23 protein-coding genes are annotated in these 26,549 nt (G+C 64.7%); 11 read left to right on the forward strand and 12 right to left on the reverse strand.

Features of this window, described 5'->3' with window-relative positions; all coding sequences use genetic code 11:
- Positions 1-8 precede the first annotated feature (8 nt).
- From NKJ26_RS07825 to NKJ26_RS07850, 6 genes are all read left to right on the forward strand, one after another.
- Positions 9-1,091 (forward strand): ABC transporter ATP-binding protein, encoded by a 1,083-nt coding sequence (locus NKJ26_RS07825; RefSeq protein WP_352694811.1) that lies wholly within the window; start codon positions 9-11, stop codon positions 1,089-1,091.
- A complete protein-coding gene (locus NKJ26_RS07830; protein WP_352694812.1) occupies positions 1,091-2,017 on the forward strand; it encodes an ABC transporter permease in 927 nt (308 codons plus the stop codon). Before NKJ26_RS07825 ends, NKJ26_RS07830 begins: the two co-directional genes overlap by 1 nt.
- Positions 2,014-2,814 (forward strand): ABC transporter permease, encoded by an 801-nt coding sequence (locus NKJ26_RS07835; RefSeq protein ID WP_352694813.1) that lies wholly within the window; start codon positions 2,014-2,016, stop codon positions 2,812-2,814. The genes NKJ26_RS07830 and NKJ26_RS07835 overlap by 4 nt, the downstream gene beginning before the upstream one ends.
- A 47-nt stretch (positions 2,815-2,861) precedes the next feature.
- Positions 2,862-4,448: a gamma-glutamyltransferase gene (gene ggt / locus NKJ26_RS07840; RefSeq protein WP_352694814.1), complete on the forward strand. Its 1,587-nt coding sequence runs from the start codon at positions 2,862-2,864 to the stop codon at positions 4,446-4,448.
- 112 nt (positions 4,449-4,560) lie between these two features.
- The gene (locus NKJ26_RS07845) at positions 4,561-6,081 is read left to right on the forward strand and encodes an acyl--CoA ligase (RefSeq protein WP_352603396.1); all 1,521 of its coding nucleotides are present in this window, start codon (positions 4,561-4,563) and stop codon (positions 6,079-6,081) included.
- 2 nt (positions 6,082-6,083) lie between these two features.
- Positions 6,084-7,064 carry a 2-dehydropantoate 2-reductase gene (locus NKJ26_RS07850; RefSeq protein WP_352694815.1) on the forward strand — a complete coding sequence of 327 codons (981 nt, stop codon included), beginning with the start codon at positions 6,084-6,086 and terminating at the stop codon, positions 7,062-7,064.
- A gap of 565 nt (positions 7,065-7,629) precedes the next feature.
- Here the strand turns inward: NKJ26_RS07850 and NKJ26_RS07855 are convergent.
- The 8 genes from NKJ26_RS07855 to NKJ26_RS07890 all read right to left on the reverse strand — a co-directional run bounded on the left by NKJ26_RS07855 (position 7,630) and on the right by NKJ26_RS07890 (position 16,302).
- Entirely contained in the window at positions 7,630-9,387 is a 1,758-nt protein-coding gene (locus NKJ26_RS07855) for an ABC transporter ATP-binding protein (protein ID WP_352694816.1), read from the reverse strand.
- Positions 9,388-9,514: 127 nt separating this feature from the next.
- On the reverse strand, positions 9,515-10,459 hold the full coding sequence (locus NKJ26_RS07860) for an acetamidase/formamidase family protein (RefSeq protein ID WP_352694817.1): 945 nt from the start codon (positions 10,457-10,459) through the stop codon (positions 9,515-9,517).
- Positions 10,449-12,092, reverse strand: a complete 1,644-nt coding sequence (locus tag NKJ26_RS07865; RefSeq protein ID WP_352694818.1) for an ABC transporter substrate-binding protein — start codon at positions 12,090-12,092, stop codon at positions 10,449-10,451. The genes NKJ26_RS07860 and NKJ26_RS07865 overlap by 11 nt, the downstream gene beginning before the upstream one ends.
- A gap of 34 nt (positions 12,093-12,126) precedes the next feature.
- A complete protein-coding gene (locus tag NKJ26_RS07870) occupies positions 12,127-13,047 on the reverse strand; it encodes an ABC transporter permease (protein ID WP_352694819.1) in 921 nt (306 codons plus the stop codon).
- Positions 13,044-13,910 (reverse strand): ABC transporter permease, encoded by an 867-nt coding sequence (locus NKJ26_RS07875; protein ID WP_352603499.1) that lies wholly within the window; start codon positions 13,908-13,910, stop codon positions 13,044-13,046. The genes NKJ26_RS07870 and NKJ26_RS07875 overlap by 4 nt, the downstream gene beginning before the upstream one ends.
- A 19-nt stretch (positions 13,911-13,929) precedes the next feature.
- Positions 13,930-14,532 (reverse strand): ANTAR domain-containing response regulator, encoded by a 603-nt coding sequence (locus NKJ26_RS07880; protein WP_352694820.1) that lies wholly within the window; start codon positions 14,530-14,532, stop codon positions 13,930-13,932.
- A complete protein-coding gene (locus NKJ26_RS07885; RefSeq protein WP_352694821.1) occupies positions 14,529-15,623 on the reverse strand; it encodes a transporter substrate-binding protein in 1,095 nt (364 codons plus the stop codon). Before NKJ26_RS07885 ends, NKJ26_RS07880 begins: the two co-directional genes overlap by 4 nt.
- Before the next feature lie 190 nt (positions 15,624-15,813).
- The gene (locus tag NKJ26_RS07890; RefSeq protein WP_352603380.1) at positions 15,814-16,302 is read right to left on the reverse strand and encodes a hypothetical protein; all 489 of its coding nucleotides are present in this window, start codon (positions 16,300-16,302) and stop codon (positions 15,814-15,816) included.
- Positions 16,303-16,827: 525 nt separating this feature from the next.
- Here NKJ26_RS07890 and NKJ26_RS07895 point away from each other — a divergent pair.
- The 3 genes from NKJ26_RS07895 to NKJ26_RS07905 all read left to right on the forward strand — a co-directional run bounded on the left by NKJ26_RS07895 (position 16,828) and on the right by NKJ26_RS07905 (position 19,504).
- The gene (locus NKJ26_RS07895; protein WP_352603378.1) at positions 16,828-17,682 is read left to right on the forward strand and encodes a MetQ/NlpA family lipoprotein; all 855 of its coding nucleotides are present in this window, start codon (positions 16,828-16,830) and stop codon (positions 17,680-17,682) included.
- Positions 17,683-17,778: 96 nt separating this feature from the next.
- Positions 17,779-18,867: a methionine ABC transporter ATP-binding protein gene (locus NKJ26_RS07900; RefSeq protein ID WP_352694822.1), complete on the forward strand. Its 1,089-nt coding sequence runs from the start codon at positions 17,779-17,781 to the stop codon at positions 18,865-18,867.
- Positions 18,848-19,504, forward strand: coding sequence for a methionine ABC transporter permease (locus NKJ26_RS07905; RefSeq protein ID WP_352694823.1), 657 nt, complete (start codon positions 18,848-18,850; stop codon positions 19,502-19,504). Before NKJ26_RS07900 ends, NKJ26_RS07905 begins: the two co-directional genes overlap by 20 nt.
- Before the next feature lie 16 nt (positions 19,505-19,520).
- On the opposite strand, the gene NKJ26_RS07910 is transcribed toward NKJ26_RS07905, so the two are convergent.
- Genes NKJ26_RS07910 through NKJ26_RS07925 form a run of 4 tightly spaced genes read right to left on the reverse strand, consistent with a single transcriptional unit; the run spans position 19,521 to position 24,216 of the window.
- Positions 19,521-20,096 carry a Fic/DOC family protein gene (locus tag NKJ26_RS07910; protein WP_352694824.1) on the reverse strand — a complete coding sequence of 192 codons (576 nt, stop codon included), beginning with the start codon at positions 20,094-20,096 and terminating at the stop codon, positions 19,521-19,523.
- 3 nt (positions 20,097-20,099) lie between these two features.
- Positions 20,100-20,432, reverse strand: a complete 333-nt coding sequence (locus NKJ26_RS07915) for a hypothetical protein (RefSeq protein ID WP_352694825.1) — start codon at positions 20,430-20,432, stop codon at positions 20,100-20,102.
- Positions 20,429-22,129, reverse strand: coding sequence for a hydantoinase B/oxoprolinase family protein (locus NKJ26_RS07920; RefSeq protein ID WP_352694826.1), 1,701 nt, complete (start codon positions 22,127-22,129; stop codon positions 20,429-20,431). Before NKJ26_RS07920 ends, NKJ26_RS07915 begins: the two co-directional genes overlap by 4 nt.
- 2 nt (positions 22,130-22,131) lie before the next feature.
- A complete protein-coding gene (locus NKJ26_RS07925; RefSeq protein ID WP_352694827.1) occupies positions 22,132-24,216 on the reverse strand; it encodes a hydantoinase/oxoprolinase family protein in 2,085 nt (694 codons plus the stop codon).
- 230 nt (positions 24,217-24,446) lie between these two features.
- Here NKJ26_RS07925 and NKJ26_RS07930 point away from each other — a divergent pair, with 230 nt between their 5' ends.
- Both NKJ26_RS07930 and deoC read left to right on the forward strand, forming a co-directional pair.
- Positions 24,447-25,274, forward strand: a complete 828-nt coding sequence (locus NKJ26_RS07930; RefSeq protein WP_352694828.1) for a ferredoxin--NADP reductase — start codon at positions 24,447-24,449, stop codon at positions 25,272-25,274.
- A gap of 151 nt (positions 25,275-25,425) precedes the next feature.
- Positions 25,426-26,475, forward strand: a complete 1,050-nt coding sequence (deoC, locus tag NKJ26_RS07935) for a deoxyribose-phosphate aldolase (protein WP_352694829.1) — start codon at positions 25,426-25,428, stop codon at positions 26,473-26,475.
- Positions 26,476-26,549: the final 74 nt, after the last annotated feature.

Genomic DNA, 26,549 nt, shown 5'->3' on the forward strand with positions numbered 1-26,549 from the left:
CGATGATCTTGTCCATTGCACCATCCGCGCTGCCGATCAGCATGCGCCGGATAGAGAAACGATTTGGCAGCGTCGCGGTGCTGCGCGACCTGAACCTCGATGTCGAGGCCGGCGAGTTCCTGACGCTGCTGGGGCCTTCCGGATCCGGAAAGACGACGCTGCTGATGATCCTGGCCGGGTTCGTCCGGGCCAATGCCGGCTCGATCAAGGTGGGCGACGAAGAGATCATCACCACGCCGCCTCACAAGCGCAACATCGGCATGGTGTTCCAGAACTACGCATTGTTTCCGCATATGAACGTGTTTCACAACATCGCCTTTCCGCTGAAGCAGCGCGGCGTCGCGCCCGCCGAGACGGCCGAGCGTGTGGAGAAGGCGCTGGAGCTGGTGAAATTGCAGGGCCTGGGCGAGCGCCGGGTCGACCAGCTCTCCGGCGGCCAGCGCCAGCGCGTGGCGCTGGCACGCGCCATCGTCTTCGAGCCGCGCATCGTGCTGATGGACGAACCCTTGTCGGCACTCGACAAGGGCTTGCGCGAACACATGCAGATCGAGCTGCGCGCCCTGCATCGCCGGCTTGGCATGACCACGGTCTATGTCACGCATGACCAACGCGAAGCCATCACCATGTCCGACCGTATCGCCGTCATGAATGCCGGGCGGATCGAACAGCTCGACCGGCCCGAGACCCTCTACGCCACGCCACGGACGCGGTTCGTCGCCGGCTTCATCGGTGAATCGAATTTTGTTCCCGTCGAGTGCCGCAACGGTTCGGTCTGGTACGAGGACAGGCGCATCCACACGGCGGCGCCCGCACCCTCGTCGGGCCAGCACCTGATGGTAGTGCGGCCGGAAAAGCTGCGGCTGCTCGCAAATGCCGAACCGGCTAGCGGCGTCAATGTGCTCGACGCGACGCTCAGCGACATCATCTATCAGGGCGACAGCTTCGTCTGCTACGCGGTGTTGCGCGATGGCCGCCAGCTGACGCTGCGCGATTATTGCCGCAGCGACGTGTTGGCGAAAATGCCGGCTCCCGGCCAGCCGGTCAGGCTCGGCCTCGATGCGCAGGACACCATCCTGGTGGCGGCCGACTGATGAGCGCGCAATCCGTCCTCATGGAGGAGACCGGCGGCCGTGCGGGTCAGGAGCTGAACACGCGGGCGCTGCACGCCGACGCCCGGCGCGAATCGCTGCGGCTGCTGGCGCTGCTGTCGCCAAGCCTGTTGCTCGTCTTCGCCATCGTCATCGTGCCGATCGGCTGGCTGTTCTGGCTGTCTCTGTTCGACGAAACCGGCGCCCTCAGCGCGGCCAACTATGCGCGCTTCTTCGAACAGGGCTCCTACATCAAGACCTTCGTCACCACCTTCAAGGTCGCCTTCATCGTCACCGGCGCCTGCGTCCTGCTCGGCTATCCCCTGGCCTACATGCTGTCGCAACTGCCGCGACGGGCGGCGTCGATCTGCCTGATTTTCGTCATCCTGCCGTTCTGGACGTCGGTGCTGGTGCGCACCTATGCCTGGCTGGTGATCCTGCAGCGCAAGGGCCTGATCAACAGCTGGCTGATGGACCTCGGGGTGATCAGCCAACCGCTATCCCTCGCCAACAATCTGTCGGGCGTCGTCATCGGCATGACGCATATATTGCTGCCGTTCCTGGTGCTGCCGCTTTATGCCTCGATGAAGACGATCGACACCGACTGCCTGCGCGCCGGGATGAATCTTGGCGCCGGTCCGACCGCGACCTTCCGGCAGATCTTCTTTCCGCTGTCGCTGCCGGGTCTTGCCTCGGGCGTGGTCATCGTCTTCGTGCTTTGCCTGGGTTTCTTCGTCACCCCGGCGCTGATGGGCGGCGGCAAGGTGATCATGTGGGCCATGCGCATGGAACAGACCACCAGCCTTTATTCCAACTGGGGCGCGGGCGCGGCACTTGGCGTCGTGCTGCTCGTGGTCACGCTGGCGCTTCTCGGCCTCTTCCAGTGGCTGCTCGGCGCGCGCGCTACCGGCGTGTGGAGTTCGCGATGAGCGAGGATGTCGGCCTGCCGATTTCGCACCGCCAACGGCTTTGGCTCTACGCGCTCGGTGGCCTCGTGCTTCTGTTCCTGATCGCGCCGTCGATCATCATCGTCATCATGTCCTTCTCCGACTCGACGCTGCTGCAATTCCCGCCGCAGCAATGGTCGCTGCGCTGGTACCAGACCTACTTCCAGTCGCTGGAGTGGCGCGACGCGACGATCGTCTCGGTGAAGGTGGCTGTCATGACGGTGCTCGTGGCGACACCGCTGGGCACCGCCGCCGCCTATGCGATCAACAGGGGCACGCTGCGCTTCAACGGCACCATCAACGCGCTGCTGACGGCGTCGCTGATCGCCCCGGTGATCCTCATCGGCATCGGGACCTTCTTCCTCTATGCCAGCATCGGGCTCAACAACACACTGACCGGCCTGGTCATCGCGCATACGGTGCAAGCGCTGCCGCTGGTGGTGCTGACCGTGCTGTCGGGGTTGCGCTCCTACGACATGAACCAGGAGCGCGTCGCGCGCAGCCTAGGTGCCGGACGCATCGCCGCGTTCTGGCAGGTGACCATGCCGCAGATTCGCTTCTCGATCGTTTCGGGCGCGCTGTTCGCCTTCATCACCTCTTTCGACGAGGTGGTGGTTTCGCTGTTCATATCGGGCGGCGACACGACGACATTGACGCGCCGCATGTTCAATGCGCTGCGCGACCAGATCGACCCGACGATCGCCGCCATCTCGACTTGCCTGATCGTGCTGTCGATCATCCTTTTGTCGATTGCGCAGATCTTCGGGCGGCGGCAATGATTTCATCCGGCCAATTCGCTTCAAGTGAGAGGGGATATCCAGACAGAATGCGTGATTTCCAGTTTCCCGGCCGCTCGCCGGTCCGTGCCACGGAAGCCATGGCAGCGACCTCGCATCCGCTTTCGACCCTTGCGGCCATCGACATGCTGCGCTCCGGCGGCAATGCCATGGATGCCGCTGTGTGTGCCGCCGCCGTGCAGGCCGTGGTCGAACCGCAGTCGACCGGCATCGGCGGCGATTGCTTCGTGCTTTACTGCCCGGCGGGGCAAGGCGACGTGCTGGCCTTCAACGGCTCCGGCCGCGCCCCTTCCAAAGCAACGGTCGACTGGTATCTCGAACAAGGCTTCGACCGCATCCCGTTGCAAGGCCCGCATGCGGTCACCGTGCCGGGCGCCGTCGACGCCTGGAGCCGCCTGCTCGAGGATCATGGCCGCAAGGGTCTTGCCGATGCGCTGGCGCCGGCTATTCATTACGCCGAGGACGGCTATGTCGTGCATGACCGCGTCGCCTTCGACTGGGCGGAACCGGAAACCGACCTTTCGGCCGACGAGCATGCCGCGCGCATCTTCCTGCCGGGCGGCAAGGCGCCGAAGGCCGGAGATGTCCACCGGCAGCCGGAACTCGCCGCCACCTTGCGCATCGTCGCCAGGCACGGCCGCTCCGGTTTCTACGAAGGCGTCGTCGCCGACGACATCGTGCGCCGGCTCAACGAACTGGGCGGGCTGCACTCGCGCGAGGATTTCGCGGCGACCAAAGGCGACTATGTAGCCCCGGTCAGCACCTCCTATGGCGGCTACGACATTCACCAGATGCCGCCGAACAATCAGGGCCTGACGGCGCTCTTGATGCTGAACGTGCTGTCGGGTTTCAAGCTTGGCGGGCTCGACCCCAACGGTGCCGAACGCCTGCATCTCGAAATCGAGGCCGGGCGGCTGGCTTATCGCGATCGCGATCGCTACGTCGGCGACCAGGACCATGTTCCGGTGCCGGTGGAGCAGCTTCTGTCCGGCGCCTATGCCGACAGGCTGCGCGCCGAGATCGACCGCGACCGCGCCATGACGCATCTGCCGCCCATGGAGTTGCCTGGCAGCGACACGGTCTATATTTCCATCGTCGACCGCGACCGCAACGCGGTCTCCTTCATCAACTCCACCTATTATTCCTTCGGCAGCGGCGTCGTCAGTCCGAAAACCGGTATCGTGCTGCAGAACCGCGGCTCGAGCTTCCGCCTCGACCCGTCGCATCCAAACGCGATCGCGCCCGGCAAGCGACCGATGCACACGATCATGCCCGGCATGGCAACCAAGGGCGGCCGCGTGGTGATGCCGTTCGGCGTCATGGGAGGCGGCTACCAGCCGTTCGGACATGTGCATCTTTTGACCAACATGATCGACTTCGGCATGGACCCGCAGCAGGCGCTGGATGCGCCAAGGGTGTTCCATAGTGACGGCATGGTGGAGGCCGAGCGCGGCGTTCCGGCCGAGGCGATCGAAGGCTTGCGCCGGCGCGGCCATCGCATGGGCGAACCGCATCACCCGCTTGGCGGCGGGCAAGTGGTGGCGATCGACTGGGAGAAGGGAACGCTGACCGGCGCCTCCGATCCGCGCAAGGATGGGATGGCGCTGGGGTATTGAGGTGGTTGGGGAATTGGAGGACTGCTTTCAAGGCGCCAGCGTCGACAATTGTCCGGACCGGAATCGTCCGCTGGACTTTCAAAAGCTGCCGTTTGAACCATAATCGGTGACCATGAGCACGAATTCAAAAGACCTCTCACGCCGTCTTGCCGCCGGCGCCGACGACGCCCCGGCGATCCTGGCACCCGAACGGACGACGCTCACCCATGGCGGGTTGCGCGATCTCATCGCGGCCACGGCGGCCGCCCTGCATGCGCGCGGCATCGGACGGGGCGACAGGGTGGCCATCGTGCTGCCGAACGGGCCGGAGATGGCCACCGCCTTCGTCGCCGTGGCGGCAACCGCCTCGACGGCGCCGCTCAATCCGGCCTACCGGGCCGACGAGCTCGATTTCTATCTCACCGACATCGGCGCCAAGGCGGTCCTCGTTGCGGAAGACGAAACCGGACCCGCGGTGACGGTGGCCGAACGCCTCGGCATCGGTGTGCTCAGGCTTGTGGCGCAGCCCAACGAACCGGCGGGAAGTTTCACGATCGAGGGCTCGGCGATCGGTGCGCCGGCTGCGCCCGACATGGCGCGGGACAGCGACATCGCGCTTTTGCTGCACACGTCCGGCACCACGTCGCGGCCCAAGCTGGTGCCGCTCAGCCATGCCAACATCGCGGCCTCGGCCGTGCACATCGGCGCGACGCTTGGCCTGACGGCCGATGACCGCTGCCTCAACATCATGCCGCTGTTCCACATTCATGGCCTGATCGCGGCGGTGCTGTCGTCGCTGGCGTCAGGCGGCAGCATTTACTGCACGCCAGGCTTCAACGCGCTGCGCTTCTTCCAGTGGCTGGGAGAGGCGCGGCCAAGCTGGTACACGGCGGTGCCGACCATGCATCAGGCGATTCTGCCGCGCGCGGCACGCAATGCCGAGGTGCTGGCGGCGGCGCGTCTGCGCTTCATCCGCTCGTCCTCGGCGTCGCTGCCGGCGCAAGTCATGGCCGAACTCGAGGCGACCTTCGGCTGTCCGGTGATCGAGTCCTATGGGATGACCGAGGCCGCGCACCAGATGGCGTCGAACCGGCTGCCGCCAGACCGGCGCAAACCGGGCAGCGTCGGTGCCTCCGCCGGACCGGAAGTGGCTGTCATGGCGCCCGACGGGCGACTGCTCAAGGCCGGCGAGACCGGCGAGATCGTCATTCGTGGACCCAATGTGACGGCGGGTTACGAGAAGAACCCCGATGCCAACGCGACGGCCTTCGCGCATGGCTGGTTCCACACCGGCGACCAGGGCGTGCTCGACGAGGACGGCTATTTGCGCGTCACCGGCCGGCTCAAGGAGATCATCAACCGCGGCGGCGAAAAGATCTCGCCGCTCGAGATCGACGACGTGTTGATGGACCATCCGGCGGTGGCGCAAGTCGTCACCTTCGCCATGCCGCATGACAAGCTTGGCGAGGAGGTGGCGGCGGCAGTCGTGTTGCGCGAAGGCATGGTTGCCGACGAGACCGATATTCGCGCTTATGCCGCGATGCGGCTCGCCGACTTCAAGGTGCCGCGCAAGGTGCTGATCCTGGCCGAGATCCCCAAGGGCGCGACCGGCAAGCTGCAGCGCATCGGCCTGGCCGCCAAACTCGGGCTTTGACGATGAAGATCACCATTTTTGGCGCCGGTGCGATCGGTGGCTATCTCGCCGCCAAGCTTGCCCTGGCTGGCAGGACCGATCTGTCGGTCGTGGCGCGCGGCGCGCATCTGGAAGCGATCAGGGCAAATGGACTTCGCCTGATCGAAGACGGCCAGGAATCGGTGGCTGCCGTCCGCGCCGCGGCGGACGCCGAGGAGCTTGGCGTGCAGGACACCGTCGTGCTGGCGCTGAAGGCGCATTCGCTCACTCCCGCCCTCGACCAGATCGCACCATTGCTTGGACCGGAAACCGCTGTCGTCACCATGCAGAACGGCGTGCCGTGGTGGTATTTCCACAAATTGGGCGGGCCGCTCGAAGGCGTCAGGCTGAACGCGGTCGATCCCAACGGCGCGATCTGGCAGCGGATCGGGCCGCAACGCGTCATCGGCTCGGTCGTCTATCCCGCGGCCGAAGTCGACGCGCCTGGCCTCGTCCGCCATGTCGAGGGCAAACGTTTCTCGCTCGGCGAACCCTCCGGCGAGCGCAGCGAACGGGTCGTGAAACTGGCCGAGGAAATGGTCAAGGCCGGCCTGCAGGCGCCTGTGCGCGACGACATACGCAGCGAAGTCTGGGTGAAGCTGTGGGGCAACCTCTCCTTCAACCCGATCTCGGCGCTGACCGGCAGCACGCTGGCAGCGATCGTCGCCGACGATGGCACCCGCACGCTTGCCCGCACCATGATGCTGGAAGCGCAGGCGATCGGCGAAAGCCTCGGCGTGCGTTTTCCCATAGCCGTCGACCGGCGCATCAAGGGCGCCGGCGATGTCGGCGAGCACAAGACCTCGATGCTGCAGGACCTGGAACGCGGCCGGCCGATGGAGATCGACGCGCTGGTAGGCGCGGTGCAGGAACTGGGGCGACTGACCGGGAATTCAACGCCGACGATCGATGGAGTGCTGGCGCTGGTAAGGCGGCTGGCGGTGGAGCGGGGATGTTACGGGTAAGGCAGTCCGTTTGGTCTCGACGCGCCGGCGGCGTACTGCGCCGAAGCGATCAAAGGCCGAAGCTGGGAACGACCCAAGGTTCCCCGATGTATCCCAAGCGCGGCTCGAGCTTTTCGTCTGCAGCGCCACGCCACACTGGCGATACGGTTCCTGTTGAACGGCAGTCCAGCCCTTTCCGCCCATTTAGAACCGTACGAGACAGATCGGCGCGTGGCGGAGCTATGATCTTTGTCAGTTTCTTCTCGTGCGCATCGGCGGCGGTGAATCCGGAAATCACGATGGCCGCGCACACAATAGCCGATCTCATCCTACATCTCCCATTACAGCACATCCCATAAGAGGAGGTGATCCGCCCTTACGGGCAGTGTCGTTGGGATGGGCGTTTGACCTCGGCCGGTCTTGAGGCGTCGGCTTGCCGGAGATCGTGGCGTTATATTAGCAATGGCGCAATTAGCTCTTTCGACGTAGCACAGGGGCACGATCGACGAGCGGTTTGAATTTGCGGCGCAATCCTGTGTCGGCCCGTGCGACGCCTGGACCCTGGACGGGCCACGCATCCCAGCCCTCATCCCGCCACCAGATGCCCGCCTCCGACATCGCTCAGCACCAGCCTCCGCGGGCTCTCGCCAACCCTTCTCGTCGCGCTCGGGATCTCCTGGTCCAGCCTTGCGAACCGGCTCCTGCGCTGCGCCGGGTCGGGCACCGGCACGGCTTCGATCAGGCGTTTGGTGTAAGGATGGCGTGGGTTGGAAAAGACTTGGTCGCGCGTGCCCATCTCGACGATCTGGCCGAGATACATGACCGCGACGCGGTCGGAGATGTTTTCCACCACCGCCATGTCGTGCGAGATGAAAAGGTAGGCGACGCCGAATTCGCGCTGCAATTCCTTCAACAGGTCGAGCACGCGCGCCTGCACCGAGACATCGAGCGCCGAGACGCTTTCATCGGCGATGATCAGCTTCGGCCGCAGCGCAAGCGCCCGTGCGATACAGACGCGCTGGCGCTGCCCACCCGAGAATTCATGCGGATAAAGCTCCATCTGGACGGCCGACAGGCCGACGCGCTCGAACAACGATGCCACACGCTCCCTGCGCTCTTCTTTTGAAGCGATGCCATGGATGACGAGCGGCTCGGCGACGAGATCGCCAACGCGCATGCGCGGATCGAGCGAAGCGAAGGGGTCCTGGAAGATCATCTGGACGTCGCGGCGCACTGCCTTGCGCGCGTCACGGCCGAGACCGGACAGATTGCGCCCACCGATGACGATGCCGCCGCTGTAAGGCACAAGCCCGGCCAGCGCCTTGGCGGTGGTCGACTTGCCGCAACCGGACTCGCCAACCAGTGCCAGCGTCTCGTTGGGTGCGATCGAGAAGCTGACGCCCTCGACGGCATGAACTCTGGCGTTGACCCGGCCGAAGACGCCGCCGCGCAGGTCGAAGCGGACATGCAGGTCGTTGACCTCGGCGACATTGGCCGGCGTCGCCGTCTCGGCGTCCCTGGACGTCTGGCGGCCGACGCCGCTGCCGATGCGCGGCACGGCGGCCAGCAGCTCTCGGGTGTAATCGGCTTGCGGCCGGGCGAAAATATCAGCGGTTTTTCCCTCCTCCACCATGCGGCCGTGCCGCATGATGATGACGCGATCGGCCATTTCGGCGACCACGCCCATGTCGTGCGTGATCAGGATGACGCTGGTGCCGTGCTGGCGCTGCAGATCGCGCAGCAGTTCCAGCACCTCGCCTTGCACGGTGACATCGAGCGCCGTCGTCGGCTCGTCGGCAATCAGCACGTCCGGTTCGAGAGCCAGCGCCATGGCGATCATCACACGCTGGCGCATGCCGCCCGACAGTTCGTGCGGAAACTGCTTTAGCCGGCTTTCAGCTTCTGAAATACGCACCGCTTTCAACGCCTCGATGGCACGCTGACGTGCCTGCGTCGGTGACAGGCTGGTGTGCGCCTCGATGGATTCGGTGAGCTGCCGGCCGATCGACAGCACCGGATTGAGCGAGGTCATCGGCTCCTGGAAGATCATGGCGATGCGGTCGCCGCGAATGCGGCGCATCCGGCGCTCGTCGAGCGCTGTGAGTTCCGTCTCACCAAGGTGGATCGCGCCTGAGGATATGCGAGCCGCTGGCTGCGGCAAGAGCTGCATGATCGCCAACGCGGTCATCGATTTGCCGGAGCCGGATTCGCCGGCAATGCAGAGCGTCTCGCCGCGTTTGAGCGTCAGCGACAGGTTGGAGACGACATCGCGCTCGCCGTCCTCGCCACGCACGCTGACGGAGAGATTGGCGATGTCGAGGATTGTTTTGCCGGCTGAGGTCATTGCAGACGCAGACCTGCAAGGGATTTATTCTGTGGCGCCCCCCTCTGTCCTGCCCACCCTCCGCAGCAGCTGCGCTGCAGCTGCGGAGGACGGGCAGGGCAGAGGGGGGTGCCTTGGCGCTGACCTCTCATTCGAACACGCAGCGCGGGAAGTAGAACGACACCACCCAGTTCGGCAGGTCGACGATCTCGCTGATGCGGAGATCGCCGCAGACCGAGGCCAGCATATAGGCCTCGACCGGATCGATCTTGTGGCGGCCGGCGAGCAGGTCGACCATCTGCAGAACCGCCTCCCTGGCGCCGGCCATCAGGTCCGGGCCGATGCCGGTCGTCACCTCATAGCCCTTGCCGTCGAGATGGCGGGTCACCGGCCCTGATGTGGTGAAGCGCGGTGTCTTTAGCCTGGCGTCCTTGACCAGGTCGAGCTTGATCACCACGTCCATCGGGCTTTCGATCGCCGTGCCGCAGACCTCGCCGTCACCCTGCGCGGCGTGCGTGTCGCCGACCGAAAACAGCGCGCCGGCCACTTCCACCGGCAGATACAGCGTTGTGCCGGCGGCGAGATCGCGGATATCGAGATTGCCGCCGACGCGCCTGGGCGGCACCACCGAATGATGGCCCAGCTCGCCCGGCGCGTTGCCGATGGTGCCGGCGAACGGTTTCAGCGGCACGCGGGCGTTCCTACCGAACAGCGCCGGCTCGAGCGAGGCGGCGTCGTACTTCCAGATGTTGAGCGCCGGCTCCTTGAAGTCGTCGGCGAGCAGCCCGAAACCCGGAATGTTCGCCGTCCAGCCGAAGCCGGACGGCTTGAACATCTCGATCGTCACCTTCAGCGCGTCGCCGGGCTCGGCGCCCTCGACGAAGATCGGCCCGGTGACCGGATTGATGGTGGCGAAATCGAGCTTGGCGATGTCGTCGACCGTGCTGGCGGCGTTCAACTGGCCGCCGGAGGAATCGAGGCACTGGAACTCGATGGTCGATCCAGGCGCCACCCGCTCGGCCGGGGCAAACGAATTGTCCCAGCCGAAATGGTGATGGCGCCCGTGGATGGTGTAGTCGCAGCTATTGCACATCTTTTACGTACACATTGTCGTAGTTGATCGGAATATGGACTGGGTCGACATAGAGGTTGTCGGCGCCGCCCATACGGGCCGATTTCATGGTGAAGCGCTGCTCGTTGAAGACCGGCGCCCAGGGCGCGTCTTCCATCACCTTGTCGTAGATGGCGCTCCACATCTTGCTGCGCTCGGCGGCTTTCGCCGGGTCGACCACCGAATCGGCCTCGGCAGCCTTGGCATCGAGATCCTTGTTGCAATACCAGGACCAGTTCCAGCCGCCCGGAACCGCGCCGGCGCAGCCGAGGATCGGGCCGTAGAAGTTGGACGGATCGGGGAAGTCGGCGATCCAGGCCATGCCGCCGGACCAGATCATCGGCGCGCCGTTTTTGTCGCCGCCGGCGGCGATGACGTTGGCCTGCGCCAGCGACTGGATGCTGGCCTTGATGCCGATCGCGGCCAAATCCTGCTGGATCGCCTGGGCGATGCGCGGGTTGGGATCGGTGTTCATGGCGAACAGTTGCGTGTCGAAGCCGTCGGCATGGCCGGCCTCGGCGAGCAGCGCCTTGGCCTTGGCGACGTCATAGGGATAGCCCTTGTATTCCTTGTCGTAGCCCGGCATCGACGGCGGCAGCGGCTGGTTCGCCGGCACGGCGCGGCCGTTGATGATCTGGATAATGCGCGCCTTGTTGATCGCCATGTTGACGGCCTGCCTGACCTTCACATTGTCGAACGGCGCCATCGTCGTGTTCATGGTGATGTAGCCGGTGTGCAACTGGCCGCCTTCGACGACACGCGCCTTCTGCTCGGTATCGGCCATCACCTCCTGGAACTTGGCCGGCGGAATGCCGTCGCCGGGCACATCGATCTCGCCCTTCTGCAGGCGTAGCAGCGCCACGATCGGCTCCTGGCCGATCTCGAAGGTGATCTTGTCCAGATGCGGCAGGCCCTTGTGCCAATAGTCGGCGTTGCGCTCGAAGACGATGCGCTGGCCGAGCGTCCATTCGGCCAGCTTGAATGCGCCGGTGCCGACCGGATGCTTGCTGAAATCGGCGCCGTATTTCTCGACCTCTTCCTTGGGCACGACATGCGAGAAGTTGATCGCCATGACATGCAGGAAGGTGGCGTCGGGCCGGGTCAGTTCGAACTTGACCGTGTAGGGGTCGATAGCGGTGACGCCGGAGAGGCTTTCGGCCTTGCCCGCGACGACATCGTCATAGCCCTTGATCGAGCCGAAGAAGCCGGCGCCGGGGCTCTGCGTCTTGGGGTTGGTGACGCGGTCGAGCGAGTATTTCACATCATCGGCCGTCATTTCGCGGCCATTGTGGAATTTGACGCCATGGCGCAGCTTGAAGGTGAAGGTCTTGCCGTCGGGTGAAATTTCGTAGCTTTCGGCGAGGTCGGGCTTCAAATTGGTGGTGCCCGGCTCATAATCCATAAGCCCGTCGAACAGGCTCTTGATCATCGACCAGTTCTGCCAGTCGTAGCCGATCGCCGGATCGAGGGTCGCGACATCGTCCTTGTAGGTGATGGTGATGGCGCCGCCCTGCTTGGCATTCGGATCGACGGCGTCTTCGGCGCGCGCGCTTGCCATACCGAGCATCAGCGCCAGCGCCGATGCGGCCACGGTGGATGCCAGAAACTTTTTCATTTTCATGTTCCCTTTCTCTGTTTGTTTTTCATTTTCATCTGAGCTTGATGCGCGGATCGATGAAGGGCGCGATGATGTCGGCCAAGAGATTGCCGAGCACGATGGCGAAGGCCGACACCAGCGTGACGCCCATGATGATCGGGATGTCGACGCGCTGGATGGCCTGCCACGCCAACTGGCCGATGCCGGGCCAGCCGAACACGCTTTCGACGACGACGATGCCGCCCATGAAGATGCCGATATCGATGCCGATCATGGCGATGACCGGCAGGATGGCGTTGGGGAGCGCATGGCGGAACAGGATGGCGCGGCGCGCAAGGCCCTTGGCGCGGGCGGTGCGCACATAATCCTGGCGCAGCACGTCGATCATCGACGAGCGCATCATGCGCGCGTACCAGCCGGCGCCGAGAATGCCCATCGTGAGCGAGGGCAGCACCAGATGGCGCCAGCTGCCGTAGCCGCCGATCGGGAACCAGCTCAGCCGCACGGCGAAGACATAAAGCAGCAAGAGCCCGACGACGAATTGCGGTGCCGAGACGCCGACGAAGGAGGCGACCATCAAAGTCTGATCGGTGGCGGTGCCACGCTTGACGGCGGCGATCAGGCCCATGCTGAGGCCAATCAGAAGTTCGCACAGGATGGCGCCGACCATCAGCAGCAGGCTGGCCGGCAGCCGCGAGACGATCAGTTCGGTCACCTCGGAGCGCTGGATGTAGGAGCGGCCGAGATCGCCGCTGGCGAGCCTGGCCAGATAGTGCCAGTACTGGATGACGAAAGGCTGGTCCAAGCCGAGCTGCTGGCGGATGTTCTCGACCGTCTGCGGCGTCGCGCTGCGGCCGGCGATCTGCCGCACCGGATCGGCCGGCAGCAGATAGAGCAGCGCAAAGGTGATCAGCGAGACGCCGAGCAGGATGAGCAGCGACTGGATCAGGCGGCGGCCGAGATAGGCGATCATGCGCGGCCCCTTTGCGTCGGATCGAGAATGTCGCGCAGCGCATCGCCGATCAGGTTGAAGGCCAGCGCCAGCGCCAGGATCGCGGCACCGGGGAAGAACACCAGCCAGGGCGCGGCTTGGAAGTAGGTCTGGTTCTCGAAGATGATGTTGCCCCAGGAGGCGGTCGGCGGCTGCACGCCGATGCCGAGGAACGAGAGCGTTGCTTCCAGCAGCACCGTGGTCGAGATGCCGAGCGTGCCCCAGACGATGATCGTCGGCAAAAGATGCGGCAGGATGTGGCGGAACAGGATGCGCGGCGCGCTCGCCCCGATGGTCCGCTCGGCGTCGATGAACTCGCGTTCGGCCAGCGAAGAGGTTTCGGTGTAGATGACGCGGGCGGTCTGCACCCAGTTGACCAGGGCGATGACCATGGCGACGATCCACAGGCTGGGCTGGAAAACCGCCGCCAGGCAGATGGCGAGCAGCAGCGCTGGAAACGCCATCATCAGGTCGGTGAAGCGCATCAGCGCGCTGCCGACCCAGCCGCGGAAATAGCCTGCGGTAACGCCGACCAGCGTTCCTATGAACAGCGCCACGCCATTGGCGACGATGCCGATGATCAGCGAGGTGCGGGCACCATAAAGGATGCGGGTCAAGAGGTCGCGGCCGAGCAGGTCGGTGCCAAGCCAGAATTTTGCGTCGGGCGGCAAGGGCGAGCCTTCCAGCGTCAGCCCGTCGAACATCTGCTCATTGGGATCGTAGCCGGTCAGCCATGGCGCCAGGACAGCGCCGACGACGACGATGGCGACGATCACCAGGCCAAGCAGCGCCAGACGGCGCTTGACCAGCCGGCGCCAGACGCCGGCGCGCGGCTTGACCGGCATGCGCCCGGCGGCCGGGAGATCAGGCGCGATGGGACTGGTCATCGCCGCCTTCTTCCTCGGTCATCGCCACGATCCGGCGCGCAGCGTCCTCGACGCTGATCTGCCAACCCATCGCCAGCGAGCGCAGCTGCGCATAGGCGCGGCCGCCATCGATGCCTTTCGAGAGTGCGGCCACCGCGCGCACGATGGTTTGCCGCTCGGCGACGCGCTGGCGAAGCGAGGCGATCTCGCCGGCCAGGTGTTTGCGCGCCTCGAAACTCTGCCGCGCGATCAGCAGCGCGCTGTAGACGCCGGCAGTGCCGACCGGCTTCAGCAGCTGCGCATCGGCCTTGTGCGACAGCGCCCATTCGATGCGGCCCGGCGCCTCGGAGCCGATCAGCGCCACCAGCGGCATCGGCGCCTCGCCCGGCTTCCAGGGGAATTGCTCGTCGAAGCCGAGATCGGCGTCGAAGAAGACGAAATCGGCGGCCAGCGCCTCGGGCGGCAGTTCCGGCCAGCAATCCAGCGTGATCAGGCCGATGGCCGACAATTGCCTGGTGATCGCCTGCACCGTCGGGTGCGGGCGATGCAGGATGAACGCCCTGGCGCCGCCGAGATTGGGGATGCGTGGCGCCCTGGTCACGACACCACCCTCAGGCGCGGCCGACCGAATGTCCTGGCGGGATCGTAGCGCGACAGATACGGGTCCGGCGCGACCTCGTGCTGCCGGCTGACGACCTCGAAGAAGCCGTCGGCGATCCGCCCGATGATCACCGGCAGCGTCGCGTGCTGGGAGCGGGCGTCGATGGCGATGGGGCCGAGCCGGGTTGAGAAGCGCCGCTCGGCGAAAGCCTTGGAAAATTCCGCCGGACCGGCGTCGGGATCACGCGAAAGCACGTCGGCCATCACTTGCACCGAGGCATAGGCGGATGCTTCGAAAGACGAGGCGAAGGCCGCCGGTCGTGGTGCGAAATAAGGCCCGACCGACAAATGCCCTTTTCCGGATTCGCCGATGGCCGGCAGCTCGCCTTCGGTGAGGTTGCAGGAGATGACAGGGCAGGTTTCTGGGCTGAAGGCCTGATCCTCGACGCCCAGGTCGCGATAGGCGGCCAGGAAGGCGTAGGACGAGGTGCCGATCAGATTGTTGAGAATGAAATTTGGCCGCGTGGCGCGGATTTCGGCAATCAGCCGCGACACGTCGGTCTCGCCGATGCGCAGATAGCGCTCGCCTAAAACCTTGCCGCCGGCATCCGCGATCAGGTCGCGCGCGACGCGGTTCATCTCCCAGCCCCAGATATAGTTCGAGCCGAGCAGGAAGCCGTTGGCGCCGAAGCGAGGCACGACATGGGCCATCAGCGGCACCAGATGCTGGTTGGGGCAAGCGTGCATGTAGACGACGTGCTCGTTCGCCTCGAACCCCTCATAGGGGCAGGCGTACCAGAGCATGCCGCCGGCTTTCTCCAGCACCGGGATCGTCTCCTTGCGGCTCCAGGAGGTGACGCAGCCGACGACGTGGCGCGCGCTGCTGGTCTTGAAGATGTCCTCGCACAGCGTTGCGTAGCGATCGGCATTGCTTTGCGGATCGCGCTCGACCGGCACCAGTTCGATGCCGTGGCTGCGGTCGGCGTTGATGTCTGCGATGGCGCGCATGGCGCCCATCCGGCACGCATCGGAGACGAGCTGATAGCTCCCCGAGCGGGAATAGAGGATGCCGATCTCGATGCGCCGTTTCAAACAGAACCCCAAAAATAACAATGCCCCGCAGCCGCCGCCGGAGGGCGAGGCATACGAGGCATTCTTGCCGCCCGGCGATCAGGGCCGGTATTTTTCCAATCGCCAGCCTATTCGGTACGGCCGGTCAGTCAAGCCCTCAAAGCGACAGCCCTCAAAGCTAGCCGCGTGCAACACGGTCGGCCATCGACGGCTATTTGGCCGCCGGCCTTTGATTGCGTTGGCGGGCATAGGCCACGCAGGCGTCCACCGTGCTGACACAGAGCGCGTCGCGGCTGTTCGGCATATTGTTGTCGCCGGCGTAGGCGACTTCGGCGACGCGGCCGTCGACCAAGCGAATTTGCGTGTTGCAATAGCCGCCGGGGGCGACATTGACGGAGCCGCCTACCGCCGGGATCGCACCCAGGCCCAAGGTTGGAACCACGATGCTGAGATTGCCGCGCTGGACGGCGCGCTGATAAGTCCAGATCTGGCCAGATGGGCCAGCGTCCGCGGTGGCGGTCGGAAACCCCGCGCACATTCGAACGTCGGCTTCGCTGAGACCGACCATCTCCTTGCGCGCCGCCGCCGTCGTCGGGTCGATCTTGGCGATGCGCGACGTGTCGTCGGGAACGACGCAGGAAGACAGGACAACGACCGAGAGAACAGCAAGGGCAAGCTTTCGAATGCAGGAAAATGTCATGCCGATTTTGGATTTTCTATCGGATTTACGTGGCGCCCGCCGTTCCTCTACCTAGGCGACCGGACCACCGGATCAACCCGTGCAGCTTCACGAAAAAGGTAGCCATGCTGGTGCATCACCTCCGGCAACCGGGGCCAACGTCCCCTGCGCAAGACGCGGGAAGCGCACTAGGTGTCTGCGCGGCGGGGCTGCTCCAGCCTGTCATGTCCGAAGCGCTGTTCGGTGTCGTCATAGATGACGCGGCGCTCGGGTGAGAGGGCGTCGATCAGAGCCGAGCCGGACGGCGCTACCGTCGGGCGACTCGGCGGCCGGGCCTCCGAGAATCCGACCTTCCTCTCGGGCACGGTTGCGGGCGGACCGGTGGCGTCCTGTGCTCGCTGCCGTGAAATTTTTGAGAGAATATTCCCGGCTTCGGCCAAGCCGAGAAACGCCGTTCTTTGATATGAGTGATAGAATTTCTGATGATGTGACCAAGGCTAGGTAAACCGCTTGGCCGCCACGACTTCACAACTGCAGAGATCAACAATGTCCGATTTCAAGAACACTTTGCCATCTTCCCTTTGGTCAGCCATCAACCGCCGCAGTGGCCTCGCTCTGCTGTTCGCATCGGCTGTCGCGATCGGCAGCCTGATGGCGCCCGGTGCGTCGTTCGCCGAAGACAAGAAGGCGATCAAGGTCGGCATCATCAGCGGCGAAGACGAGGATGTCTGGCGCGTCGTCGTCGCTCAGGCAGCCGAAAAGGGCCTGACCATCGAGACCGTGGTGTTCAACGACTACACCCAGCCCAACGAGGCGCTCGAGCGCGGCGAAATCGACGCCAATGCCTTCCAGCACCAGCCCTATCTCGACAACCAGATCAAGACGCAAGGCTACCATATCGTGCGCGTCGGCTATACCGGCGTCTGGCCGATCGGCCTTTACTCCAAGAAGTACACCAAGGTCGCCGACCTGCCAGAGGGCGCGGTCATCGGCGTTCCGAACGACCCGTCCAATGAAGGCCGGGCGCTGCGCGTGCTGCAGAACGAGGGCGTGATCAAACTCAAGGACGGCACCGGCATTCTCGCCACCACCGCCGACATCGCTGAGAACGCGAAGAAGGTCGAGATCAAGGAATTGGATGCGGGCATCGTCGGGCGGTCGGTCGAGGATCTCGACGCCGCCGTGGTCAACACCGACTGGGCGCTGAAAAGCGGCCTGACGCCGGAAAACCGCATCGCGCAGGAGCCGATCGCCGACAATCCCTACCGCAACTTCATCGCGGTGAAGGCCGGCAGCGAGAACGAGCCCTGGGTGAAGACGCTGGTTGCCTCCTACCAGAACGAGGCGGTGAAGGCCGAGTTCGACAAGGTTTACAAGGGGACCGGCCTCAGCGCCTACTGAGAAGGTCGGCGCCGGCAGGCGTCATCCATCATGGCGGTCCGCGCGCAAGGCGCGGGCCGCGTTCGCGTTTAGCGGATCATGAGAACAGGGCCGCGAATGAACCAGCATGTCACCGCAACCGCCGAGACCGCGGATTCTCCGAGCACGACGCCGCACGATGTGGTGCGCCTCGTCGAGCTGAGGCGCCGCTTCGGCGTCACGCCGGCACTCGATGGCGTCTCGCTGACCGTGCGCAAGGGCGAGATTCTCGGCATCATCGGCCGCAGCGGCGCCGGCAAATCGACGCTGATCCGCTGCCTGAACGGGCTGGAACGGCCCGATTCCGGCGAAGTGTTCATCGAGGGCCGCGAGATCAGCCGGCTCGGCGAGCGCGATTTGCAGCCGCTGCGGCGGCGCATCGGAATGATCTTCCAGCATTTCAACCTGCTGTCGGCCAAGACCGTCGAAGACAATGTGGCGCTGCCGCTCAAGATCGAGGGCCGCCCGAAGGCGGAGCGGTTGCAGCGCGCCGCTGAGTTGCTTGAACTGGTCGGACTGTCGGAGAAGGCAAAGGCATATCCGGCGTCGCTGTCGGGCGGACAGAAGCAGCGCGTCGGCATCGCCAGGGCGCTTGCCGCGCGGCCGGCGCTGCTGCTGTCGGACGAAGCGACCTCGGCGCTCGATCCGGAGACGACGCGGTCCATTCTCGCCTTGCTGAAAGACATCAACCGGCAGCTTGGCCTGACCATCCTGCTCATCACTCATGAAATGGAAGTGATCCGCTCGATCGCCGACCGGGTGGCGGTGATCGATGCCGGGCGCATCGTCGAGGAAGGGCCGGTCTGGTCGGTTTTCTCCGACCCGCGTTCCGGCATCACGAGAAGCCTGCTTGGTGCTATCCGGCCGCAACTGCCGGCCGAACTGGCGATCCGGCTGGTGCCGGCGGCCGGAGCTGAAACCATCCTGCGCGTCGACGTGGCCGGCGAGGCAGCGCGTAGTCCGCTGCTCTCCGACCTTGCCGCTGCCGTGCCAGGCTCCTTCCGTCTTGTCCATGGCGGCATCGACCATGTCCAGCAGCAACCGGTCGGCACGCTCTTCCTGTCTGTCCCGGGCAGCGATGCGGATCACCTCGCTGAAGTAATCACATTCCTGAAGGCTCGCCAGGCGCGGGTGGAGGTGCTTGGCCATGTCGCCAGTTCTGTTTGAACTCCTGCTGCGTTCGATCTGGGAAACGGTGCTGATGACGGCCGCATCCGGCCTGATCTCGCTCGTTTTCGGCCTGCCGCTTGGTCTCGCTTTGATTGCGACCGAGCGTGGCGGCATCGCCGAAAGCCTGTGGGTGAACCGCGTGCTCGGTGCCGTGATCAACGGCTTCCGCTCGGTGCCGTTCATCATCCTTCTGGTGGCGCTGATCCCGGTGACGCGGCTGATCGTCGGCACCTCGATCGGCACCTGGGCGGCCATCGTGCCGCTGTCGATCGCCGCCACCCCCTACTATGCGCGCATCGCCGAAGTGTCGCTGCGCGAGGTTGACCACGGGCTGATCGAAGCGGCGCGCGCCATGGGCGGTAACCGCTGGACGATCATCCGCGAGGTGCTGGTGCCCGAAGCGCTGCCTGGCATCGTCGCCGGCTTCACCGTGACGCTGGTGACGCTGATCGGCGCCTCGGCCATGGCGGGAGCCATTGGCGCCGGCGGGCTCGGCGACCTCGCCATCCGCTACGGCTATCAGCGCTTCGAGACGTCCGTCATGATCGCCGTGGTCATCGTGCTGATCATCCTGGTCTGCGGCATCCAGTGGGCCGGCGACCGCCTGGTGGCGAGGCTGGATCGGCGAGGATAGAGACTGGACCGGCGAGCTAGGCGATGATGTCTTCGATGAGAGCCTGCAGAGGCGTTTCGGAACCGCTGAAACTGTCGATCATGGCCTGGATTACGCGATCACGGTCGAGAATGTCTGCGTTGAACGTGAAGCCTGCATGCTCGGCGAGCATGGCGAGGAATGTGAGCTGGGTGCGCCCATTGCCTTCGCGAAACGGATGCACGGCATTGATTTCGGCGACGACGTGCGCCACGAGACTGGCAAACCGAGTGCTTTCAAGATCCGCCAGACGATCGGGGTTCCCGAGTTCGCGGAACACTCGGGCCATCTCGCTGGCGATGTGTTCGGGATAACAGAACCAGCTGCCGCCTTTGCCGATGCGAATACTGCGCACCTGACCGGCCCAGGCATATAGGTCCTGAAACAGGTGCCGGTGCAGGCTAAGGTAGTGCTGGAAGTCGAGTTCGCCCGCCGGCAAGGGCTCGTCGGCGCGAGTCAGGAACAGAGCGAGCTCGACCTCGTCAAGTTTGGCCTGATCTCGGATGTCCAGCAAATTGATGAGCACCGACGTGCCGGGGTAGCAGAGCGGATCGAACTCGGCAGCGTAGACCAACGTCTATTTCTTCTTGCGGATTTCTTCCTTAATGAGCGAACGCCGCTCATCGCCGGACAATCCGCGCCGCACACCTAGGCTGAGGACCTCCCTCATGCGGGGCGACAGCTTCATACCTTCCACCGCGCTGATCTTCTCGCCACGCGCGCTCGTCAGCACGAACTGGCCGGTCTTGGCCGAGCGGCCGATTCTGGAACCAGGAGACTTCATTTGAAAATCATACCATAACCCCGGTAGGGAGGCCAAAACGATTTCCGGGACAAGCAATGCCAGCCACGCAGCCTGGCTCCTTCCGGATCGAAAAGCGGGATCGGTGTCGCGAGCGACCGTTCTCACGCGGCCCCAAACATCTCCCTGGCTTGCTCTGCCGTGTAATAACCAAGCCTGACGTCCTGAGCTATCAATTCCGGGTCGCGCTCCAGCGGATCGCCGTAGCCACCGCCACCGGGCGTGCCGACACGCACGCGGTCGCCGGCCGTGAGCGCAATGTCCTGCTCCTTGGAGAGGTGTGGCGGCACATGTTCCTCGCCGTTGCGGAAGACGGTCACGGTGTTCGGTGCGCCGTCCTTGCCGCCGAGCGCGCCTTGCGGGCCGAACCGGCCGTGGTCCATGACGAAAGAGGCGCGTGCATCGCCACGCAGGATCTCGACCTCATAGGCCAAGCCAAAGCCGCCGCGATGCTTGCCGGCCCCACCGGAGCCCTCGCGCAACGCATAGTGGCGGTAGAGCACCGGAAAAGCCTGTTCCATGATCTCGACCGGCGGCGACTTGGAGATGCCGATGGTCGAGCAGCCATTGGTCAGGCCGTCATGGTCCGCGTTGCCGCCATAGCCGCCGCCGGAGATCTGGTACATGACGTAGTCGCGGCCGCGCGCCGGATCGTTGCCGCCGAGCGCGAAATTGCCGCTGGAACCGGCGGGCGCCGCCGTCACCTTGTCGGGCAATGCCTGCACCATGGCCGCGAACACCGCCTCGGCGATGCGCTGCGACACCTCCGCGGCGCAGCCGGAAACGGGCCGCGGATATTTGGCGTCGAGGAAGGTACCTTCCGGCCGCTTGACGACCAGGGGTTCGAACGCACCGGCGCTGATCGGCACATCCGGGAAAATATGGCGCATGGCGAGATAGACCGACGACAAGGTCGTCGCCAGCACGCTGTTCATCGGCCCGGCGCATGGCTTTGACGAGCCGGCAAAATCGAAGGTGAGCATGTCGCCCTCCTTCTCGACGGCGAGTGCGATGGTCAGCGGCTCGTTGACCACGCCGTCGGAATCGACAAACGCCTTCGAGCGGTAAGTGCCATCGGGGATCGCCGAGATGTGGGCGCGCATCTGTTCGGCGGCGCGGCGGCGCAATTCGGCGATCGCCTCGACAACTGTTTCGTCACCGTAACGATCCAGGATTCCGTCCAGCCGGTCCTGGCCGATCAGCAATGCGGCGGCCTGGGCGCGGATATCGCCGATGCGCTGGTCGGCGACGCGGATGTTGGAACAGATGATGGCGTAGATTTCCGCGTCGAGCAGACCCTTCTTGAACAGTTTGACCGGCGGCAGCCGCAAGCCTTCCTGCTCGACCGCCGTTGCCGATGCGGAAAAACCGCCCGGCACCGAGCCGCCAATGTCGGGCCAATGGCCGGTGTTGGACAGCCAGCAGAAGATTTTTCCCGCGCGGTAGACCGGCATGACGAAGCGCACATCCATCAGATGGGTGCCGCCGAGATAGGGGTCGTTGACGATGTAGATATCGCCGGGTTCGGGCGCCAGGCAGCGGCCGTCGGCGATCATCTCGATCACCGTTTTGGTCGAGTATTGCATGACGCCCACGAAAACCGGCAGGCCTTGGCTGCCTTGCGCGATCAGCGAGCCGTCAACGGCGGAATAGATGCCGTCGGAGCGGTCGTTGGCCTCGGCGATGACCGGCGAGAAGGCGGCGCGGGAAAACGTCAGGTCCATCTCGTCGCAGACCTGCTGCAAGGCCGCCTGGAGAACCGAAAGCGTGATGGCGTCGAGCTTTGCCCCTGTTAAAGCCGGCATTGTCAGGCCTCGCCGATGTCGATGATGATATTGCCGTCGACGTCCGAGCGGGCGCGGTCGCCGGGTTCGAGCACGGTGGTGGCGTCCATCTGTTCGAGGATCGCGGGCCCTTCGACGACCGCGTCGAGCGGAAGCTTTTCCCTGACATACACCGGTGTGTCGTGCCAGCGTCCGCTGTACCAGACCGGCCGGATCTCGCGCCGCGCCTCATCGAGCGTCTTTGCCCGTCCGGCAGGATCGATCAGCCGCGACAGATCGATCGCCGGCCTGACACCCGTCACGGACGTGTTCAGGTTGACCAGATTGGCGCGGATTTCCGGCAACTCGACCTTGAAGCGGGCGAAATAGGCCTTTTCGAACAAGGCTTGCAATTCCTGCCGGGTCACCGACGAGGACGGCAGCGCCACATTGATGATGTGAGTCTGACCGACGAACTGCATGTCGGCGGAATGGGTGACACGGATCGTCTGCGGCTTCACCGCTTCCTTGCCGATCAGCTCCTCGCCTTCGTTTCGGTGCCGTTCCAATACCGCGTGGAGTTGGGCTTCGTCGAGAACAGCCACCGGCTGGTTGACTGTGTTGACGAAATCATGGCGCAGATCGGCGACGACGCAGCCGAGCGCGTTGGTGATGCCGGGCCGGGCGGGTACCAACACCCGGGGCAGGCCGAGTTCGCGGGCCAGGGCGGTGGCATGCAGCGGCCCGGCGCCGCCGAAGGCGAACAGCGCGAAATCGCGCGGATCATGGCCGCGCGACACCGAGACCATGCGGATGGCGCCGGCCATTTTCATGTTGCCCAGCCGCAGCACCGCACCGGCCGCCTCGACCCCGGACAGGCCGGTGGCCTTGCCTATCCTGTCCTCGAAGATACCGGTGACACGCTCGACGGTGACTGGATTTTCGACGGCAAGCAGCTTCTTCGGCGCCAGCCGGCCGAGCACCAGATTTGCATCGGTGATGGTCGGCTCCAGGCCGCCGCGCCCGTAGCAGATCGGGCCGGGATTGGCGCCGGCGCTTTCCGGGCCGATCTGGATCAGGCCGGCGGCATCGACGCGGGCGATCGAACCGCCGCCGGCGCCGACCGTGTGCACCGCCACCATCGGCACGTGGATCGGCATCGCGTATTCGATCTCGATCTCGTTCGATACCGCCGGTTCGGCGTTGCGGATCAGCGCCACGTCGGTCGAGGTGCCGCCCATGTCGTAGGTGACGAGATTTTCGAAGCCGGCACGCTTGCCGGTATAGGCGGCGGCGATGACGCCCGAGGCCGGACCGGACATGACCGTCTTGGCCGATTCCCGTGTGACGAAGCGGGCCGAGATCATGCCGCCATTGCCGTTCATGATCAGGAAGTCGCGTGCATAGTCCTTTGCCGCCAACTCCTTGCGCAGCCGCTCGACATAGCGTTCGAGGATCGGCTGCACCGACGCATTGACCGAAGCGGTGACGCCGCGCTCGAATTCGCGCGCCTCCGACAGCAGGGCATGGCCTGTCGTGATGTAGCCGTTCGGCCAGGCTTCGGCGGCGATTTCGGCGGCGCGCCGCTCATGCGTGGGGTTGGCGTAGGAATGCAGGAAATGGATGACGAGGGATTCGCAGCCGGCCGCGATCAGCGTCTTCACCGCCGCGCGCATTTCGGCCTCGTCGAGCGGCGTGCGAATGGCGCCCGATGCTTCGACGCGCTCCGCCACTTCGAGCCTGAGATCGCGCGCGATGATCGGCACGAAGCTGCCGGTCATGCCATAGGCTTGAGGTCGCGTGCGCCGGCCGAGTTCGATCACGTCACGAAAGCCGCGCGTCGTGATCATGCCCGTTTTCGCCAGCCGGCGCTCGAGCACGGCGTTGGTGGTTGTGGTCGTGCCATGCACGATGAGGTCGATGCCGGCGATGGCAAATCCGGTGGCGCCGAGTGCCGAAACGACGCCGAAAGCCTGGTTGTCGACCGTGGTCGGGGTTTTGGCGATGTGCACCTTGCCACCGTCCTTGCCATCGATCAGAAGCAGGTCGGTGAAAGTTCCGCCGACATCGATGCCGGCGACGACGCTGGCTTGAGAATCTGGCCGCCGCACCGAAAAATTCTGTTTCATTGTCGAAACCCGAAACGCTGAGACTACGGATATGTCACAGTTTGGAAAGGTGTTTTACGGTAGCGTCTTGACGCAAATATCGTTTGTATACTAATAAATTCCGGACACAAGAGCTTACCCGCTTCTCCAAGCTTCGAAGTGTGGGAACAGCACGCCGGGACCTGACTGGTCCGGGCGCGCAGGAAAAGTTTGGCGCCCACGTCCGCAGTTGGGCCACAAGGTTGGATTTGATGAACACCACATCCGCTCTCAACATCGCCGGCGCCCGCCCGCTGCAATTCCCAATACCGGCCAACGTCTATGCCGAGACCGTCGTCTCGGTGAAGCACTACACCGACCGGCTGTTCTCGTTCCGCATCACCCGCCCGCAGTCGCTGCGCTTCCGCTCCGGCGAGTTCGTCATGATCGGCCTGCCCAATGCCGAGAAGCCGGTGTACCGCGCCTATTCGGTTGCCAGCCCGGCCTGGGACGAAGAGCTGGAATTCTTCTCGATCAAGGTGCCGGACGGCCCGCTGACCTCGGAGCTGCAGAAGATCCAGGTCGGCGACACCGTCATCATGCGCCAGAAGTCGACCGGCACACTGGTGCTCGATGCGCTGACCCCGGCCAAGCGGCTGTTCATGATCTCGACCGGCACCGGCATCGCGCCTTTCGCCAGCCTGCTGCGCGACCCAGACACCTACGAAAAATTCGAGCAGGTGATCCTGACCCACACCTGCCGCGACATCGCCGAACTCACCTACGGCCAGGAACTGGTCGCGGCGCTCGAAAGCGATCCGTTGATTGGCGAGCTGACCGGCGGCCGCGTCACCCTCTACAATTCGACGACGCGCGAAGAGTCGCCGCGTATGGGCCGCATCACCGCGCTGATCGGCTCCGGCAAGTTCTACACCGATCTCGGCATCGACAAGCTCGATCCCGAGACGGACCGCATCATGATATGTGGCTCGATGCATATGCTCAAGGACGTCAAGGAGCTGGCCGAGAGCCTTGGTTTCAAGGAAGGCTCGCTCAGCCATCCGGCGACATTCGTGGTCGAGCGCGCTTTCGTCGGCTGAGACCAGCGCCTCGCTCAAAAACGAGTTTTGACCTTTCGGTCAAAAACTAGCTGCTTTCGCAGCCTTTTTCGGCTATCCCTCGCTTGAGGACTCGTGAAGCGTCAATTCACGGGCTATCTTCGGCGCACGTCGCTGAATGAAAGGGCAGGAGATGAGCAGCACAATCCGCGAAGCCGAGCTTGGCTCGTCCAAGGTGACGCCGCTGCCTGCGCGTGCCGCCGCCAACACCCCCATCCCGCTGGACCACCGCATCGCGCGCAACCCCGGCATGAAGCTCGACCTCGGCTTCATGGAATCGGTACGCAGCGTCAACCGCTCGGCGCTGGAACGGCGCGTCGCCAGCCTCACCAAGCGGCGCTCGATCAAGGCCGACAACCAGGCGGCCTGGCTGCTGCGCGCCGTCGCCTGCATGGATTTGACGACGCTGAACTCCAACGACACCGAGGAGCGCGTGCGCCGGCTCTGCGCCAAGGCGATCAACCCGTTCCGCCGCGACATCGTCGAGGGTCTCGGCATTTCCGGCGAAATCATCCGCCCGGCCGCGATCTGCGTCTACCACCCCTTCGTCGCCACCGCTGTCGACGCCGTGCGCGGCACCGGTATCCATGTCGCCGCCGTCTCCACAGCCTTCCCGCATGGCCTTGCGCCGCTCTCCACCCGCCTGCAGGAAATAGAGGCCTCGGTGAAGGACGGCGCCGACGAGATCGACGTAGTCATTCCACGCGGCCTGGTGTTCGGCGCCAAATGGCGCGAGCTCTACAATGAGATCGTCTCGATGCGTGCCGCCTGCGGCGATGCGCATCTGAAGGTCATTCTCGGCACCGGCGACCTCGCCACGCTGCGCAATGTCATGCTGGCCTCGATGGTGGCGATGATGGCCGGCGCCGACTTCATCAAGACCTCGACCGGCAAGGAAAGCGTCAACGCCACGCTGCCGGTTGGGCTGGCCATGGTGCGCGCCATCAGGGCCTATTTCGAGGAGACGGGTTATCTCATCGGCTTCAAACCCGCCGGCGGCATTTCAACCGCAAAAGCCTCGCTCGATTGGCTGGTGCTGATGAAGGAAGAGCTCGGCCGGCCGTGGCTGGAGCCGACCTTGTTCCGCTTCGGCGCGTCGAGCCTTCTGACCGACATCGAGCGGCAGCTCGAGCATCATCTGACCGGGCATTATTCGGCCAATCATCGCCACGCCATGGCGTGAGCGCCCCATCCCCCACCCCCGATCGGCCTTGCCGATCGATCCCTCCCCACAAGCGGGAGGTGAAGGAGGCACCT

Source organism: Mesorhizobium sp. M0152, from assembly GCF_040322415.1.
Classification (GTDB): Bacteria; Pseudomonadota; Alphaproteobacteria; order Rhizobiales; family Rhizobiaceae; genus Mesorhizobium.

Bases quoted from the DNA above. Each gene is read 5' to 3' on its own strand.
- NKJ26_RS07875 (WP_352603499.1), bottom strand. From the start codon at position 13,910: ATGCCGGTCAAGCCGCGCGCCGGCGTCTGGCGCCGGCTGGTCAAGCGC.
- NKJ26_RS07890 (WP_352603380.1), bottom strand. From the start codon at position 16,302: ATGACATTTTCCTGCATTCGAAAGCTTGCCCTTGCTGTTCTCTCGGTC.
- NKJ26_RS07855 (WP_352694816.1), bottom strand. From the start codon at position 9,387: ATGACCTCAGCCGGCAAAACAATCCTCGACATCGCCAATCTCTCCGTC.
- NKJ26_RS07900 (WP_352694822.1), top strand. From the start codon at position 17,779: ATGAACCAGCATGTCACCGCAACCGCCGAGACCGCGGATTCTCCGAGC.
- deoC (WP_352694829.1), top strand. From the start codon at position 25,426: ATGAGCAGCACAATCCGCGAAGCCGAGCTTGGCTCGTCCAAGGTGACG.
- NKJ26_RS07865 (WP_352694818.1), bottom strand. From the start codon at position 12,092: ATGAAAAAGTTTCTGGCATCCACCGTGGCCGCATCGGCGCTGGCGCTG.
- NKJ26_RS07925 (WP_352694827.1), bottom strand. From the start codon at position 24,216: ATGAAACAGAATTTTTCGGTGCGGCGGCCAGATTCTCAAGCCAGCGTC.
- NKJ26_RS07830 (WP_352694812.1), top strand. From the start codon at position 1,091: ATGAGCGCGCAATCCGTCCTCATGGAGGAGACCGGCGGCCGTGCGGGT.
- NKJ26_RS07835 (WP_352694813.1), top strand. From the start codon at position 2,014: ATGAGCGAGGATGTCGGCCTGCCGATTTCGCACCGCCAACGGCTTTGG.
- NKJ26_RS07845 (WP_352603396.1), top strand. From the start codon at position 4,561: ATGAGCACGAATTCAAAAGACCTCTCACGCCGTCTTGCCGCCGGCGCC.
- NKJ26_RS07850 (WP_352694815.1), top strand. From the start codon at position 6,084: ATGAAGATCACCATTTTTGGCGCCGGTGCGATCGGTGGCTATCTCGCC.
- NKJ26_RS07920 (WP_352694826.1), bottom strand. From the start codon at position 22,129: ATGCCGGCTTTAACAGGGGCAAAGCTCGACGCCATCACGCTTTCGGTT.
- ggt (WP_352694814.1), top strand. From the start codon at position 2,862: ATGCGTGATTTCCAGTTTCCCGGCCGCTCGCCGGTCCGTGCCACGGAA.
- NKJ26_RS07870 (WP_352694819.1), bottom strand. From the start codon at position 13,047: ATGATCGCCTATCTCGGCCGCCGCCTGATCCAGTCGCTGCTCATCCTG.
- NKJ26_RS07895 (WP_352603378.1), top strand. From the start codon at position 16,828: ATGTCCGATTTCAAGAACACTTTGCCATCTTCCCTTTGGTCAGCCATC.
- NKJ26_RS07905 (WP_352694823.1), top strand. From the start codon at position 18,848: ATGTCGCCAGTTCTGTTTGAACTCCTGCTGCGTTCGATCTGGGAAACG.
- NKJ26_RS07930 (WP_352694828.1), top strand. From the start codon at position 24,447: ATGAACACCACATCCGCTCTCAACATCGCCGGCGCCCGCCCGCTGCAA.
- NKJ26_RS07860 (WP_352694817.1), bottom strand. From the start codon at position 10,459: ATGTGCAATAGCTGCGACTACACCATCCACGGGCGCCATCACCATTTC.